The sequence below is a fragment of the Flavobacterium sp. I-STPP5a genome (assembly GCF_009764685.1).
GTDB lineage: Bacteria > Bacteroidota > Bacteroidia > Flavobacteriales > Flavobacteriaceae > Flavobacterium.
This window is the reverse complement of the sequence record NZ_VHLM01000055.1, coordinates 139,143-153,865: the sequence shown is the minus strand read 5'-3', so window position 1 is coordinate 153,865 and position 14,723 is coordinate 139,143. Positions and strand designations below refer to the sequence as shown.

General features: G+C 32.4%; 15 protein-coding genes. 12 read left to right on the top strand and 3 right to left on the bottom strand.

Annotated features, from left to right (window positions below; genetic code table 11):
* The first annotated feature begins 55 nt into the window (after positions 1–55).
* The 10 genes from ilvN to FJV36_RS10475 all read left to right on the top strand — a co-directional run bounded on the left by ilvN (position 56) and on the right by FJV36_RS10475 (position 10,096).
* A complete protein-coding gene (ilvN, locus tag FJV36_RS10520) occupies positions 56–574 on the top strand; it encodes an acetolactate synthase small subunit (protein ID WP_158729709.1) in 519 nt (172 codons plus the stop codon).
* A 56-nt stretch (positions 575–630) separates the two neighbouring features.
* Positions 631–2,100, top strand: a complete 1,470-nt coding sequence (ilvC, locus tag FJV36_RS10515) for a ketol-acid reductoisomerase (RefSeq protein ID WP_158729710.1) — start codon at positions 631–633, stop codon at positions 2,098–2,100.
* Positions 2,101–2,617: 517 nt separating this feature from the next.
* Positions 2,618–4,525, top strand: coding sequence for an acetate--CoA ligase (acs, locus tag FJV36_RS10510; RefSeq protein WP_158729711.1), 1,908 nt, complete (start codon positions 2,618–2,620; stop codon positions 4,523–4,525).
* A gap of 132 nt (positions 4,526–4,657) precedes the next feature.
* Positions 4,658–5,788: an NAD(P)/FAD-dependent oxidoreductase gene (locus FJV36_RS10505; RefSeq protein ID WP_158729712.1), complete on the top strand. Its 1,131-nt coding sequence runs from the start codon at positions 4,658–4,660 to the stop codon at positions 5,786–5,788.
* Positions 5,789–6,499 carry a methyltransferase domain-containing protein gene (locus FJV36_RS10500; RefSeq protein WP_158729713.1) on the top strand — a complete coding sequence of 237 codons (711 nt, stop codon included), beginning with the start codon at positions 5,789–5,791 and terminating at the stop codon, positions 6,497–6,499.
* Positions 6,496–7,548, top strand: a complete 1,053-nt coding sequence (locus FJV36_RS10495; RefSeq protein WP_158729714.1) for a type III polyketide synthase — start codon at positions 6,496–6,498, stop codon at positions 7,546–7,548. The genes FJV36_RS10500 and FJV36_RS10495 overlap by 4 nt, the downstream gene beginning before the upstream one ends.
* 16 nt (positions 7,549–7,564) lie before the next feature.
* Positions 7,565–7,999 (top strand): 3-hydroxyacyl-ACP dehydratase FabZ family protein, encoded by a 435-nt coding sequence (locus FJV36_RS10490; RefSeq protein ID WP_158729715.1) that lies wholly within the window; start codon positions 7,565–7,567, stop codon positions 7,997–7,999.
* A complete protein-coding gene (locus tag FJV36_RS10485) occupies positions 8,000–9,277 on the top strand; it encodes a beta-ketoacyl synthase (protein ID WP_158729716.1) in 1,278 nt (425 codons plus the stop codon). It begins immediately after the preceding gene.
* A gap of 44 nt (positions 9,278–9,321) precedes the next feature.
* The gene (locus tag FJV36_RS10480) at positions 9,322–9,579 is read left to right on the top strand and encodes an acyl carrier protein (RefSeq protein ID WP_158729717.1); all 258 of its coding nucleotides are present in this window, start codon (positions 9,322–9,324) and stop codon (positions 9,577–9,579) included.
* Between the two features lie 25 nt (positions 9,580–9,604).
* Positions 9,605–10,096, top strand: coding sequence for a 4'-phosphopantetheinyl transferase superfamily protein (locus tag FJV36_RS10475; protein WP_158729718.1), 492 nt, complete (start codon positions 9,605–9,607; stop codon positions 10,094–10,096).
* 4 nt (positions 10,097–10,100) lie between these two features.
* Here FJV36_RS10475 and FJV36_RS10470 read toward each other — a convergent pair whose 3' ends face one another.
* Positions 10,101–10,697 carry a PolC-type DNA polymerase III gene (locus FJV36_RS10470; protein ID WP_158729719.1) on the bottom strand — a complete coding sequence of 199 codons (597 nt, stop codon included), beginning with the start codon at positions 10,695–10,697 and terminating at the stop codon, positions 10,101–10,103.
* 1 nt (position 10,698) lies between these two features.
* Positions 10,699–12,615, bottom strand: coding sequence for a DUF294 nucleotidyltransferase-like domain-containing protein (locus FJV36_RS10465; RefSeq protein WP_158729720.1), 1,917 nt, complete (start codon positions 12,613–12,615; stop codon positions 10,699–10,701).
* Positions 12,616–12,786: 171 nt separating this feature from the next.
* On the opposite strand from FJV36_RS10465, the gene FJV36_RS10460 reads away from it, so the two are divergent.
* Positions 12,787–13,293 (top strand): DUF2911 domain-containing protein, encoded by a 507-nt coding sequence (locus FJV36_RS10460; protein ID WP_158729721.1) that lies wholly within the window; start codon positions 12,787–12,789, stop codon positions 13,291–13,293.
* A gap of 150 nt (positions 13,294–13,443) precedes the next feature.
* Here the strand turns inward: FJV36_RS10460 and FJV36_RS10455 are convergent, their stop codons facing one another.
* Positions 13,444–13,866 carry an Lrp/AsnC family transcriptional regulator gene (locus FJV36_RS10455; RefSeq protein WP_158981071.1) on the bottom strand — a complete coding sequence of 141 codons (423 nt, stop codon included), beginning with the start codon at positions 13,864–13,866 and terminating at the stop codon, positions 13,444–13,446.
* 114 nt (positions 13,867–13,980) lie between these two features.
* Here FJV36_RS10455 and FJV36_RS10450 point away from each other — a divergent pair, with 114 nt between their 5' ends.
* Complete coding sequence (locus tag FJV36_RS10450; protein ID WP_233264599.1) at positions 13,981–14,691, top strand: sulfite exporter TauE/SafE family protein; 711 nt, start codon at positions 13,981–13,983, stop codon at positions 14,689–14,691.
* Positions 14,692–14,723: the final 32 nt, after the last annotated feature.

Genomic DNA, 14,723 nt, shown 5'->3' with positions numbered 1-14,723 from the left:
AAAAGAATTTTATTCAACTTTTATACCTTAAACATAAAACTTTAAACATAAAAAAATGGAAAATAAAACATTTACCATCTCAGTATATTCAGAGAACAACGTGGGTTTATTGAATAGAATATCAGGCATATTCTTAAAACGCCACATCAATATTTTAAGTTTGAACGTGTCCGAATCAGAAATTGAAAACGTTTCTCGATTTATAATTGTGGTGAATACCACAGAAAAATGGGTGCAAAATATCGTAGGACAAATCGAAAAGCAGATCGAAGTGATTAAGGCTTTCTATCACGTTGACGAAGAAACTATTTTTCTAGAAAATGCACTTTTTAAAATAGAATCAAGCTTGTTGTTTGACGAAAAACAAATTCAAAACATCATCAAAGAAAGCCACTCTGAAATTGTTACTGTAGCAAGAGATTTCTTTGTGATTTCAAAATCGGGACAGCGTGCTGAAATTCAAGATTTATACGAAAAGTTGCAACCTTTTGGAATTATGCAATTTGTTCGTTCAGGCCGAATTTCAGTCTCTAAAGAAAAAATGCAAATTTCTTCTTTGCTCGAGCAACTGTAGCAATAAATTAAAAATAAACTAAAAAACTAAATTATACTTTCCTTAAAAATTACAAAATGGCAAATTATTTCAACTCATTACCACTTCGATTACAATTAGAGCAATTAGGCGTTTGCGAATTTATGAACCAAGCTGAATTTTCAGAAGGCATTAGTGCATTGGCTGGTAAAAAGGTTGTAATTGTGGGATGTGGAGCCCAAGGGTTAAACCAAGGATTGAACATGAGAGACTCAGGTTTAGACATATCGTATGCTCTAAGAGCGGAAGCAATTGTAGAAAAAAGAGCTTCTTTTACCAATGCGTTCGATCACGGATTTACTGTTGGAACCTACGAAGAATTAATTCCAACTGCTGATTTAGTTTGCAATCTTACCCCAGATAAACAACATACTGCTGTAGTAACAGCCATTATGCCTTTAATGAAAAAAGGAGCTACTTTGGCATATTCACATGGCTTTAATATTGTAGAAGAAGGAATGCAAATTCGCCCTGACTTGACAGTAATTATGTGTGCTCCAAAATGCCCAGGATCAGAGGTGCGTGAAGAGTATAAACGTGGTTTTGGAGTTCCAACTCTAATTGCAGTTCATCCTGAAAACGACCCTAATGGCATTGGTTTTGCCCAAGCAAAAGCCTATGCAGTAGCCACTGGTGGACATAAAGCAGGTGTGCTAAACTCGTCTTTTGTTGCCGAAGTAAAATCAGATTTAATGGGAGAACAAACCATCTTGTGTGGCATGTTGCAAACTGGATCAATTTTGTGTTTTGATAAAATGGTCGAAGAAGGAATTGAGCCAGCATATGCATCAAAATTGATTCAATACGGTTGGGAAACCATTACCGAAGCTTTAAAACACGGTGGAATTACGAACATGATGGATCGCCTTTCGAATCCTGCTAAAATTGAAGCTTTTCGTTTGGCGGATGAATTAAAAGAAATTATGCGTCCGTTGTTTCAAAAACATATGGATGATATTATTTCGGGCGAGTTTTCAAAAAACATGATGATTGATTGGGCTAACGATGATATCAATTTACTAACTTGGAGAGGAGCAACAGCTCAAACTAATTTTGAGAAAACTGCTCCAACTGCAGCTCATATTACAGAGCAAGAATATTTTGACCATGGAGTTTTATTAATAGCAATGGTAAAAGCGGGAGTTGAACTAGCTTTTGAAACCATGACTCAATCTGGAATTATAGAAGAATCGGCATATTATGAATCATTACATGAATTGCCTTTGATTGCCAATACTGTCGCTCGAAAAAAATTATACGAAATGAATCGCATTATTTCGGATACTGCTGAATACGGTTGTTACTTATTTGATCATGCTTGCAAACCCTTGTTGGTTGATTTTATGAAAACGGTAAAAACAAATGTAATTGGAAAACCATTTTCAACCTCAAACGGTGTGGACAATAGTGTTTTGATTGCGGTAAACAAAACCATAAGACAACATCCTATTGAAGAAGTGGGTGAGTGGTTGCGTGCTTCAATGACAGCGATGAAAAAAATAGGATAAACTATTCACAATTTACCACATATGAGGATGTGGCGAGATTGGCACTATATCATTTGATTTCATAATATTTTGAGTTAGTTAAAAAGTGTTAAATAACCGAAGATATAGATGCATTTAGATTCGCTTAACTCTAAAATTCTTTGGAGTTAGGTGAATCAATCTCTATAAATACTTTGTTATTTTGTAATACTTAAATAGTAAAACACTCATTCAAAAGAAAATTTAGATAGTTGGTTTTGATTAATAACGATAGTTGTGGTTAATTTTCGTTTGATATTACCTTATTTACTAAATAATTTTATTTGTTTTTCAAATTTTGTTGACACAAAGGTGAGATAGATGTAGTTCTAGCTCGCCTTTGCGTGTTTTAAGTATTTACGAAAAAAAAGCAATAATTAAACAAATTGTCATTTAAATGGCTAATTTGTTTTTTAAAATGTATTTTTTTGCAGGTATTTATACTGTAAATTGTTTTAAGAATAGCAATAGATTTAATACTTTTATAAAAAATTACACTATGAGTTACTACAAAATTGATAATCTAGAACAATATTTTAAACATTATAATAAATCAGTTCGTGAACCTAGAAAATTTTGGGGAAAAATAGCAGAGGAAAATTTCACTTGGTACCAGCAGTGGGACAAGGTTGTTGAATTTAATATGGCCGAAGCCGACATCAAATGGTTTACGGAAGCCAAAGTGAATATTGTCAAAAATTGCATTGATAGACATTTGGCAAAAAGAGGCGAAAAAACCGCTATTATATTTGAACCAAATAATCCAAACGAAGAGGCAGTACATATCAATTATAATGAGTTACACCAACGTGTTTGTAAAATGGCAAATGTGTTACGTGAACAGGGAATTAAAAAAGGAGATAGAGTTTGCATTTATTTACCTATGATTCCTGAGTTAGCTGTTTCAGTTCTTGCTTGTGCCCGTATTGGTGCTATTCACTCCGTAGTTTTTGCTGGTTTTTCGGCATCAGCAGTAGCTAGTCGCATTAATGATAGCTCTTGCAAAATGGTGATTACTGCCGATGGTGGTTTTAGAGGAAACAAAACAATAGATCTGAAAAGTATTATTGATGAAGCATTAGAAAAATGTTCATCTGTCGAAAAAGTTTTAGTTGCCAAAAGAATACATACTGAAATTAAAATGCAAGAGGGTCGTGACCAATGGTTACAACCTCTTTTAGATGAAGCTTCGGATAATAATGTTGCCGAAATAATGGATGCTGAAGATCCTTTATTCATTTTATACACTTCTGGTTCTACTGGAAAACCAAAAGGAATGGTGCATACCACAGCGGGTTACATGGTGTATACAGCCTATACATTTAAAAATGTTTTTAACTATGAAGAAAGTGATGTGTTCTGGTGTACAGCTGATATCGGATGGATCACCGGTCACTCGTACATTCTTTATGGACCACTTTTAAATGGTGCAACTACAGTGATATTTGAAGGTGTTCCGTCTTATCCTGACTTTAGTCGTTTTTGGGAGGTAATCGAAAAACATAAAATCACTCAATTTTATACCGCGCCAACTGCCATTCGTTCTTTGGCGAAAGAAAACATAGAATTTGTACAAAAATATCCATTAAAATCTTTAAAAGTAATCGGATCTGTAGGAGAACCTATTAATGAAGAAGCTTGGCACTGGTACAATGACCATGTTGGGGACAAAAGATGCCCAGTTGTAGATACTTGGTGGCAAACAGAAACGGGAGGAATTATGATTGCTCCAATAGCTTTTGTTACTCCTACAAAACCTACTTATGCAACCTTGCCACTTCCGGGAGTGCAAGCTGTTTTGATGGATGATAAGCGCAATGAAATTGAAGGAAATCAAGTAGTAGGTAGTTTGTGTATCAAATTTCCTTGGCCAGGAATTGCCAGAACTATTTGGGGTGACCATCAACGTTATAAGGATACTTATTTTTCAGCTTTTCCAGGTAAATTTTTTACAGGTGATGGTGCTTTACGAGATGAAGTAGGTTACTACCGAATTACAGGTCGAGTAGATGATGTAGTTATTGTTTCGGGTCATAATTTAGGAACAGCTCCTATTGAAGATGCTATCAATGAACACCCAGCTGTTGCTGAATCAGCTATTGTGGGTTTTCCTCATGATATTAAAGGGAATGCTTTATATGGTTTTGTTATCCTAAAGGAAACAGGTGAAACCCGTAATAAGGAAAACTTAACTAAAGAAATCAACCAACATATTTCGGATCATATTGGACCTATTGCTAAGTTGGATAAAATTCAATTTGTTTCTGGTTTGCCAAAAACGCGTTCCGGAAAAATTATGAGGCGAATTTTAAGAAAAATTGCCGAAGGAGATTATTCTAACTTTGGTGACATTACAACCTTATTAAATCCTGAAATTGTTGAGGAAATTAAAGAAGGAAAAGTTTAATTACATGAAGAGCCGTTTTATTTTAAAGCGGCTTTTTTTTTGTTTCTATATTTTTTTAGACCATAATTATGTAACTTTTTTTAAGTTTTATATAGCAAATGGTAATAAACTTATTCATAAATTTACTTCCACATGAAAGAAAAAGAAGTACTTATTGTTGGTGGTGGTTTAGCAGGTTTGACTGCTGCAATTCACTTGTCTAAAATTGGACTTCAAGTAACGGTTATTGAAAAAAATAGTTTTCCGAAACATAAAGTTTGTGGAGAATATATTTCTAATGAAGTTTTACCTTATTTCAACTGGCTTGGTCTTGACCTATCTCATTTAAATCCTACACATATTACTATTCTTGAATTTTCAACATCAAGTGGAAAAACTATTAAAAGTAATCTCCCGCTTGGAGGTTTTGGTATTAGTCGTTTTGCTTTGGATCATTATTTGTATCAAATAGCAATCAAAAATGGCTGTATCTTTTTACAAGATACTGTAGAGGAAATTATCTATTCAAACAATGAATTTAATGTTAGAACAGCAAAAAATAGTATTTTAAAATCTGAAATTGTTATTGGTGCTTTTGGCAAACGTTCGAATATTGACCAAAAAATGAACCGGGATTTCATCACTAAAAAGTCTCATTGGCTTGCAGTTAAGGCTCATTACATGGGAGATTTTCCTAATGATTTAGTAGGACTTTATAATTTCAAAGGTGGATATTGTGGCGTCTCTAAAGTGGAAAACGATAGTATTAATATTTGTTATCTTGCAGATTATGATACATTTAAAAAATATAAAAATATTGAAGAGTTTCAAAGTCATGTTCTAAAGCAAAACCCTCATTTGAACGAAATTTTCAAAAAAACAAAAATGCTTTTTGAAAAACCTTTAACAATAAGCCAAGTATCATTCGAAAAAAAACAAGCTGTTGAGAATCATATTTTAATGATTGGAGATACTGCAGGACTTATTCATCCTTTATGTGGCAACGGAATGGCAATGGCAATTCATAGTGGTAAAATTGTTTCGGAGTTAATTCATGAATACTACAGCAATGAAATCAAATCTCGAGAAGAATTAGAAGAAAAATACATACAGGAATGGAATTTTAACTTTAAAGAACGACTTAAAATGGGTCGGTTTTTATCAAATATTTTGCAAAAGCAAAAACTTTCAGGGGTATTAATGCGTTTATTAAGTATATTTCCTTTTTTATTACCTAAAATTATTAAAAAAACACACGGAAAACCAATCCTTTTACAATCTTAAATGGCAATAAATACTAAGTACAGAACTGATAAACCAGAAATAATGGACGATTTTGCCTTAGAGGGCGAAATTTTACGAGATGCTTTAGACAAAATAGCAAAAATCAATCAGTTATTAGGTGGAAATCAGTTGACCTTAAGAGGAGTACAAGAACTTATTCAACTATCTAAAAAAGAAGAAATAGTAATTGTTGACGTAGGCTGTGGCAATGGAGATATGCTTCGAACTTTAGCTGATTTTGGACTTAATAATAAACTAAATTTTAAGTTGATAGGCATTGATGCTAACAATTTTACAATTTCTCATGCAATACAATTATCCGAAAAATATACGAATATCAGTTATAGCTGTGAAGATATTTTTAAGGATTCTTTTAAGGAATTAAAATACGATATTGTCTTGTGTACATTAACATTACATCATTTCAAAAACCATGAAATTGAAGATTTATTAAAAGTTTTCCATACGAATTCCTCGATAGGAATTGTAATTAATGATTTACATCGAAGTCCAATTGCTTACCGCTTATTCCAAGGGTTGTGTTTTGTATTTCAATTGAATGATATGTCCAGAGAGGATGGATTTACTTCGATTTTAAGAGGTTTTAAAAAAGAAGAACTGATTCATTTTTCTAAAAAATTAAATTTTAAAAACTATAAAATTCATTGGAAATGGGCTTTTCGCTACCAATGGATAATTTCGAAAATATGAGTGTAAAAATCAAAACAGTTATTAAACAGGTACCCAAATATTCTAAAAATACAGATGAAATTATCCCTTTTTTGGATGCTTGGCTTGTAGGGCAAGACGATCGTTTTGTAAGAAAAGTTAAGAAAATTTTTGAAGGAGCTGCAGTTGATAAACGATATTCTATTATGGATCCAATTGAAGTCTTTACCAAAACTTCATTTGAGGAAAGAAACGATATTTATGTTCGTGAAGTAATAGATTTAGGCGAAAAAGTTTTAGAAAAAGCCTTAAAAAAAGCCCAATGGAACCCTGAAGATTTAGATTATATCATCACAGTAAGTTGCACTGGAATTATGATTCCGTCACTAGATGCCTATTTAATCAATAAGTTAAAACTACGCCAAGATATCGTCCGACTTCCAGTGACTGAAATGGGTTGTGCTGCAGGAATTTCAGGAATTATCTATGCAAAAAACTTTTTGCAGGCCAATCCCGGAAAACGTGCTGCTGTAATTGCAGTAGAAAGCCCCACGGCAACCTTTCAATTGGATGATTTTTCTATGGCCAATATAGTAAGTGCAGCCATTTTTGGTGACGGAGCGGCTTGTGTGCTTTTATCATCACATGAAGATGATGACGGACCTGAAATTCTAGCCGAAGAGATGTATCATTTCTATGATAATATCCACATGATGGGCTTTAAATTAACGAATTCTGGATTGCAAATGGTCTTGGATATTGAAGTCCCCGAAACGATTGCTTCGCATTTTCCTGATATTATTCATCCCTTTTTAGAAAAAAATAATTTAAAAATGGAAGATATCGATCATTTGATTTTTCATCCAGGAGGAAAGAAAATAGTACAAACGGTAGAAAGTTTGTTTTCCAGTTTGGGTAAAAATATAGACGATACAAAAGAGGTTTTACGATTGTACGGAAACATGTCTAGTGCAACTGTTTTATATGTTTTAGAACGAATAATGGACAATCAGCCTAAAAAAGGGGAGAGGGGTTTAATGTTGAGTTTTGGCCCAGGATTCTCTGCCCAAAGAGTTTTGATACAATTTTAATTCACTTTTAAAAACAATGACAAACCAAGATATCCTAAGTAAATTACCGTATTCTAAACCGTTTCTCTTTGTAGATGAAATCATTTCAATTGATGAAAATGGAGTAGAAGGAACCTATACTTTTGATGAAAATCTTGACTTTTATAACGGACATTTTAAAGACAATCCAGTCACACCAGGAGTAATCTTGACAGAGGTGATGGCTCAAATTGGTCTAGTATGTTTAGGTATATTTTTATTAAATGAAAACTTAAATAGAAATATTGCAATTGCTTTAACATCAACAGATATTGAATTTTTAAAACCTGTTTTCCCTAAAGAAAAAGTAACCGTAATTTCAGAAAAAATGTACTTTAGATTCGGAAAATTAAAATGCAAAGTCATCATGAAAAATGAAAAAGAAGAAGAGGTTTGCACAGGAACAATTGCAGGAATGATAATTTCTAAATAAATGAAAAAAAGAGTTGTTATTACGGGTCTAGGCGTTGTTGCTCCAAATGGAGTTGGACTTGATGCGTTTACACATGCCATTAAAAACGGAATTTCAGGAATTAAACATGATCAAGAATTGGAACGATTGCAGTTTTCATGTCAAATAGCTGGGAAACCTGAAGTTTCAACAGAATTAGCATTGCGCTATTTATCAGAACTAGAGTTAAGAAATTTCAATTCAACTGGAATTTTGTATGGTGTAATAGCGGGTATTGATGCATGGAAAGATGCGGGATTATCTTTAGCTATCAATGAAAATCCAGATTGGGATAGCGGAACTATTTTTGGGACAGGAACCTCTGGAATTGATAAATTTCGTGAAAGCATTTATAAAATTGATGATTTTCAAACCAGAAGATTGGGTAGTACTGCCGTAGCGCAAACTATGAATAGTGGTGTTAGCGCATATTTAGGAGGTAAGTTAGGTTTAGGTAATCAAGTCACTACAAATTCCTCGGCCTGCACAACGGGTACAGAAAGCATTTTAATGGCCTATGACCGCATAAAATCAGGTCAAGCCAAACGTATACTAGCAGGAAGCACTAGTGATTCTGGCCCTTACATTTGGGGTGGTTTTGACGCCATGAAAGTGTGTACTTTTAAGTACAATCAAGACCCAGAACACAGCTCAAGGCCAATGTCAGAAAGTGCTTCAGGATTTGTCCCTGGTAGTGGAGCAGGAGCTTTAGTTTTGGAGGATTTAGAAACAGCACTTGAAAGAGGTGCAACTATTTATGCCGAAGTTTTAGGTGGCCATGTTAATTCAGGTGGTCAGCGAGGACTTGGTACAATGACCGCACCAAATCCTGTTGCTGTACAAAAATGTATAATGAGTGCCATTACTAATGCCGAAATCACAGCAAAGGATATAGATGCGATCAACGGACATTTAACAGCCACTTCAAAAGACAGCCTCGAAATTCAAAATTGGTGTGAAGCTTTAGCCAGAAAAGGAAAAGATTTCCCGTACATAAACTCCTTGAAATCAATGGTAGGCCACTGTTTGTCAGGTGCCGGCAGTATCGAAAGTGTAGCCTCAATATTACAATTATATCACGGATTTATTTTTCCGAATACTAATTGTAATGATTTACACCCTGAAATCACAGCTTTAATTGACCAATCACGAATACCACAACAAGCTATAGAAATGGAATTAAATATAATTGCAAAAGCTAGTTTTGGTTTTGGTGACGTAAATAGTTGTGTTATATTTAAAAAATACAAACAGTACTAAGATCATCAAAACAAAAAATCATTATATTTATCAAAATACTACTTATGAATAGAGAACAGACCATTGCAGAATTAAAGAATATAGTTAAACCATATATAGCAAATCAAGAAGCGTTTGACACACTTACCGAAGATACCGATTTTATAAATGATTTAAAGATCAACTCCGCTAATTTAGTAGATGTTATTTTAGATATAGAAGAAAAATACGATATAATTATTGATAATGAAGCTATGGAGCGTATGGTTAATGTAAAAGCGACTTTAGAAATTATTGCGACTAAATTATCAGAGAAAAACTAACGAATGAGATGTAAAAGTTAGCTAGATGATTGGAAATGATATTGTAGATTTGGCTACAGCCAAAAAAGAAAGTAACTGGAAACGTAAAGGTTTTTTAGAAAAAATTTTCACAGTTAAAGAACAAAATTTAATTTCACAAAGTAAAATTCCAGACGTAATGGTCTGGAATTTATGGTCTAGAAAAGAAGCAGCCTATAAAATTTTCAATAGAGAAACAGGTATAAGAGGCTTTTTTCCATTGCTTTTAGAATGTAGCTTCGAAGATGAAAAAACAGGAAAAGTAGTCATTCAAAATAAATCGTATCTTACCAACACTACTTTTGAAAATAATGCTGTTTACACAATTGCCGTAACCCATAAAGAACATTTTAAAAAAATAAAAAACATAAACCCAAATACGACTATTTTAAAAAAGAATGGTATTCCGTTTATAATTGATCCTGTCTCCATGGTTGAAACCCCCATTTCTATAACGCATCACGGCCTATTATGGAAAGGAATTACTCTATTACTTTAAATTTTTATTTTATGCCTAATCTTGATTTTAGTTTTAAAAATAATAAGGCTGTTTTGTAGGCATCATCAGCTGCAGAATTTCGGTCACTTACTGGAATTTTGTAAAATTCACAAAGTTCATCAAGTGTACTTTCTTTATCTGTAATATCATGAAGTTTTCTGTGCATTACATCAATGTCAAGCGCTTCGTTCTTCAGTCGTCCACAATCCATTCTTTCCAGTGCTTCATTAATTATATCTACATCAAAATCAACATGATGCCCCACTAAAACTGCATTGCCAATAAATTCCAAAAAAGACTTTAAAGCTTCTGGCTCGCTTATCTTTTTAAATTTACTTTCAACTAAGAATTCATTAGTTAAGCCGTTGTCATGAAAGTACTTATATTGAGTAAATACAGCTTCAAAATTGTCACCTATGGCAATTGCATTTTTGACTATAGAAAAAGAACCAATCGACAAAATCACATCATTTTTGGGATTTAATCCCGTTGTTTCAGTAGAAAAAACAACAAATCTTGATGATTTCTTGTCAAATTTGGCTGTATATGCTTTCCAAAAATCAGGATATTCTTTATTGATATTTTTTAACCAATCTAACATACTATGAAAATTGTGTAAGTTGAAATTTACTTTTAATTAGTTCTTCTAAATCGCGCATCGGGGCTAGGGCATTTTTCAATTTTTCTTTATCATTTTTTGATAATTCCTCTAAATTAATATACTGACCATTATTGTCATTTTTTAAACCCTCTAAGGTTCTGAACTTAGACAAAGTTAAGAAAGCTTCGGCGCAATTAAGATAGATTTCAGCATGTTTAGGATCTGTAATCGATAATTGCTTGAATCTTTGAAAAGTATTATTAATTCCCTTAACTTCAAAGGATAAACAAAACAACCTGGCTCCATCAATTAATGGCATAAGACCACGTGTTTTGATATCGAATTTGTCTTTATGCTCACCATCTTCCTCAAGGTGAAACTTTTTGAAAAATGTTAAAGGAGAATTGTTTTTCAAGCCCTCATTACCCAAAAAATCAAAGAAAAGCGTACTGTTTTTAACATTTTTAAAAATGACCGTACTAATGGCATCTTCCATTTTTTGTTCTCCGAAAATGATTTCATAATCAAAGAAAATACTACTTAAATCTGTACTATTTTCACTTGGATTTAGCATCCAATTGTCATATTTTTTAGTCCAGTCTGTTAATGATTTGCACCACAACATATTACTTCCCATGTGCCCATTAGGACAGAATTCATATCCTGTTTTTTCAAGTATTGCAGTTGTCTTTTTTCCTAATTTTAAGAAATAATCTTTTACATCACGATATTTTTCTGCGGCAACATCTTCAAAAATTAAAATACTATCCTGATCTGTAAGCAATAATTGTTCTTTTCTTCCTTGACTGCCTATACTTAACCAAGCAAAACGAGCAGGAGGAGAGCCCAAATCTAAAATTGACAATTCAACAGCACGTTTTAACAAGGCTAAATTAATTTCGCTTGTAATATTAAAAATATGCGATAAAGGCACATTTTTAGAGATGGATGTTTGTATCAAATCCGTGACTCTATCTCTTATTTGTGTAAGTTCCTTAGGAGTTTGACTGCGTTTGATTTCTTTAATAAGTACACCGGGACTATTTGATTGTGCAACTATTAAATCGTATTCACTAATAACTCCCTTAACAGGAGATCTATCTGTACCATCTATAGTTACACACAAGTGAGTAACATTGTTTTTAAGCATTAACAATTGCGCTTCGGCAAGTGATACATTTTCAAGAACTGTAACAACTGGTGAGGACATTATTTTATCAATAGAAACAGTAATAGGAAATCTACCGGTTGCAATCTTGGTTCTCATATCAGTATCGGTAACAATACCAATAGGGAAATCATTATCACAAATGAAGATGTTGTTTGTTAAGGAGGCAGTCATTTGTTGCGCTACATCCTGGATATTAGCATGTACTGTGGTTTTTAATGGGTTAATATTGTATGTTAACGACTGGAAATATTGCATTTCTGATTGTTGATCAGAATAAAAAACATTATCAGAAATTAACTTTCCTATTAAGTGTTCTTTATCTTTTGGATTTCTTGTATTTACAGCAAAACTTTCTAGTAAAAAATTCAAAACATCTGGATTATTGGCTACAAAAGGTCTAAAAGAGACAATAGGTATGGCATACACAATAGCTTCCTCTCTAGATTTAGCCGACATCATGTAATTGTTTTTTGCAAAAAATGGTCGAATACCAAAAATATCACCTGCCACACATTTATTTACTAAAGTCTCCTCAGAATCTGAGATTACATATAAATTGATAACCCCAGAGGCTACCACATAAAAACTATCATGAAGTAAATCATTTATTTGAAATAAGGTTTGATTTTTTTCTAAAACAATAACTTTCATATCTCTAGCTATTTGTGAAAGTTCTTCAAATCCTAAAAAATTAAAAGGCGCATATTCACTTAAAAAGTCTGCAATTTGCTCTGCAATAGAATTCATAGTGTTTGTTTTTATAATGTAAAAATAACAAATAATAAGAAGATAAAACAGCTTTGTAAATGCTTTACCATTAAATTATACATTCCTTAATTTTTTCATAAAATAAGACTAATTTTTAATGTTTGTAATGCAGTTTCTTTAACTTTATACAGTAACTAAAAACTAAAAAATATGAAATCAATAATGAAGACAGGCTTTGCACTAGTGGCTTTATTTATAGTTAATGTAATCGGGGCTCAAAGTAAACCTACAAGCACTAAAGAAACTTTTACAGGTAAAGTTAATGAAGCAATAATAACCGTAAATTATGGAAGTCCATCAATAAACGGTAGAAAAATTTGGGGAGAGTTAGTACCATTTGATAAGATTTGGCGCGCAGGAGCAAATGATGCAACCACTTTTGAAACCGATAAAGATCTAACCGTGGAAGGTGCGAAATTACCAGCAGGAAAATATTCTTTTTTTATAATTCCAAATAGTAAAGAATGTACAATTATTTTTAATAAAGTAGCCAAACAATGGGGCGCTTATAAATACAGTCAAGAAGATGATCAATTACGAGTTGTTGTAAAACCATTAGTAGTAAGGTCCGTATCTGAAAAACTGACTTATGAAATTAATTCAAATACATTCAATTTAAAATGGGATAATTGGTCAATTCCAGTTCAAATCTATTAGTCATAAAGCAGACTTAACAGATTTAAACTTCACAAAGCTAATTAAAAAGGCATTGATAAAAGCAATGTTTTTTAATCCCATGTTTTCTATTTTACATAATATAAATTATAGTTCAAATATATACAGTTGAATATTGTGAAAATTGGGCAATTAAAAATCCTCTTTTAGATTGGATAAAATTAAATGTGTAGTTGGCTCACCGTAAACCAATAATCGATCAATATATTTTTGTAAATGCAGCTGATTATTTAAAATCACTTTCATAAAAATATTATGCGTTCCTGTAATTCTGTGAATTTCAAAAATCTCAGGAAATTGATCTAAATTTTCACAAAAAACACTCAATTTTCCGCTGTACAATTTAAACATAATGAAAACCTCAAGTCCGAATCCTAGTTTTGTATTGTCTAATCTTACTCGATATCCTTTGATAACTTCTAAGTCTTCTAGTTTTTGAATGCGCTCTCTAACTGCAGATGGCGAAAGTTCTACGTGCTTGCCAATTTCTACAAATGAATATCGAGCATTTTGTTTTAGACATTCAATAATTTTTAAATCTAATGCATCTACCATAAAAAAGTTTTTAAAAAACAAATTTACCATTTAAAAATGTGTTTTTTAACTTTTTTACCATTGAAACAATTTCCCAAGAAGTTGATCTTCGTTTACTTTTGCAAAATGGATACGATGATGATTTTACTTTCACTTGGGATTTTTACAGGCTTTTTTGTTCAAACAATTACTGGATTTGCAGGAGCTCTCATTGCATTGCCTTTTTTATTATTTGTCATGCCATTGCCAGATGCTGTTGGATATTTGTCTATTTTTTACATGATTTCTAGTCCTATTCATGTTTATAAAGAGTGGAAAAACATCGATTTAGATTTATTAAAAAAATTAGCTGTTTCTTCTTTTTTTGGTTTGCTTGTAGGTATAGTTGTTTTGGCCTACGGACAGCCCGTTATTTTAAAAAAAGCTTTAGGGATTTTCATTATTTTGTTTGTTTTAAATAGTTTGCGTAATGCTAAAGAAATCGAATTATTTACCAAAATGAAGTTTGTTTTTGGATTTTTAGGAGGTTTTTTTTCAGGACTTTTCTCAACCGGAGGACCACTATATTTGATCATCGTTAAAAATGAAATTTCGGATGTAAAAATTATGAGAGCTACAATGTTTGGGGTTTTGGGCTTAATTACCTTATTTAGAATTCCTGTTCTTGCTTTTGAAGGTATATTAACATGGCAACAACTGTACAACTCTCTTTATGTATTGCCTTTTTTTATTTTAGCCTTAGTATTAGGTAAAAAAGTATATCTTTTTTTGAATGATACTATATTAAAAAAAATCATGCTTTTGCTCCTTTTTGTTTCGGGATTTGTTTTGCTTTTAAAAAAATAAACAACCGTAGCATCCCATTTATATTGGTTACT

Coding starts and splice junctions, on each gene's coding strand:
- ilvN (WP_158729709.1), top strand. CDS start 56: ATGGAAAATAAAACATTTACCATCTCAGTATATTCAGAGAACAACGTG.
- ilvC (WP_158729710.1), top strand. CDS start 631: ATGGCAAATTATTTCAACTCATTACCACTTCGATTACAATTAGAGCAA.
- acs (WP_158729711.1), top strand. CDS start 2,618: ATGAGTTACTACAAAATTGATAATCTAGAACAATATTTTAAACATTAT.
- FJV36_RS10505 (WP_158729712.1), top strand. CDS start 4,658: ATGAAAGAAAAAGAAGTACTTATTGTTGGTGGTGGTTTAGCAGGTTTG.
- FJV36_RS10500 (WP_158729713.1), top strand. CDS start 5,789: ATGGCAATAAATACTAAGTACAGAACTGATAAACCAGAAATAATGGAC.
- FJV36_RS10495 (WP_158729714.1), top strand. CDS start 6,496: ATGAGTGTAAAAATCAAAACAGTTATTAAACAGGTACCCAAATATTCT.
- FJV36_RS10490 (WP_158729715.1), top strand. CDS start 7,565: ATGACAAACCAAGATATCCTAAGTAAATTACCGTATTCTAAACCGTTT.
- FJV36_RS10485 (WP_158729716.1), top strand. CDS start 8,000: ATGAAAAAAAGAGTTGTTATTACGGGTCTAGGCGTTGTTGCTCCAAAT.
- FJV36_RS10480 (WP_158729717.1), top strand. CDS start 9,322: ATGAATAGAGAACAGACCATTGCAGAATTAAAGAATATAGTTAAACCA.
- FJV36_RS10475 (WP_158729718.1), top strand. CDS start 9,605: ATGATTGGAAATGATATTGTAGATTTGGCTACAGCCAAAAAAGAAAGT.
- FJV36_RS10470 (WP_158729719.1), bottom strand. CDS start 10,697: ATGTTAGATTGGTTAAAAAATATCAATAAAGAATATCCTGATTTTTGG.
- FJV36_RS10465 (WP_158729720.1), bottom strand. CDS start 12,615: ATGAATTCTATTGCAGAGCAAATTGCAGACTTTTTAAGTGAATATGCG.
- FJV36_RS10460 (WP_158729721.1), top strand. CDS start 12,787: ATGAAATCAATAATGAAGACAGGCTTTGCACTAGTGGCTTTATTTATA.
- FJV36_RS10455 (WP_158981071.1), bottom strand. CDS start 13,866: ATGGTAGATGCATTAGATTTAAAAATTATTGAATGTCTAAAACAAAAT.
- FJV36_RS10450 (WP_233264599.1), top strand. CDS start 13,981: ATGATGATTTTACTTTCACTTGGGATTTTTACAGGCTTTTTTGTTCAA.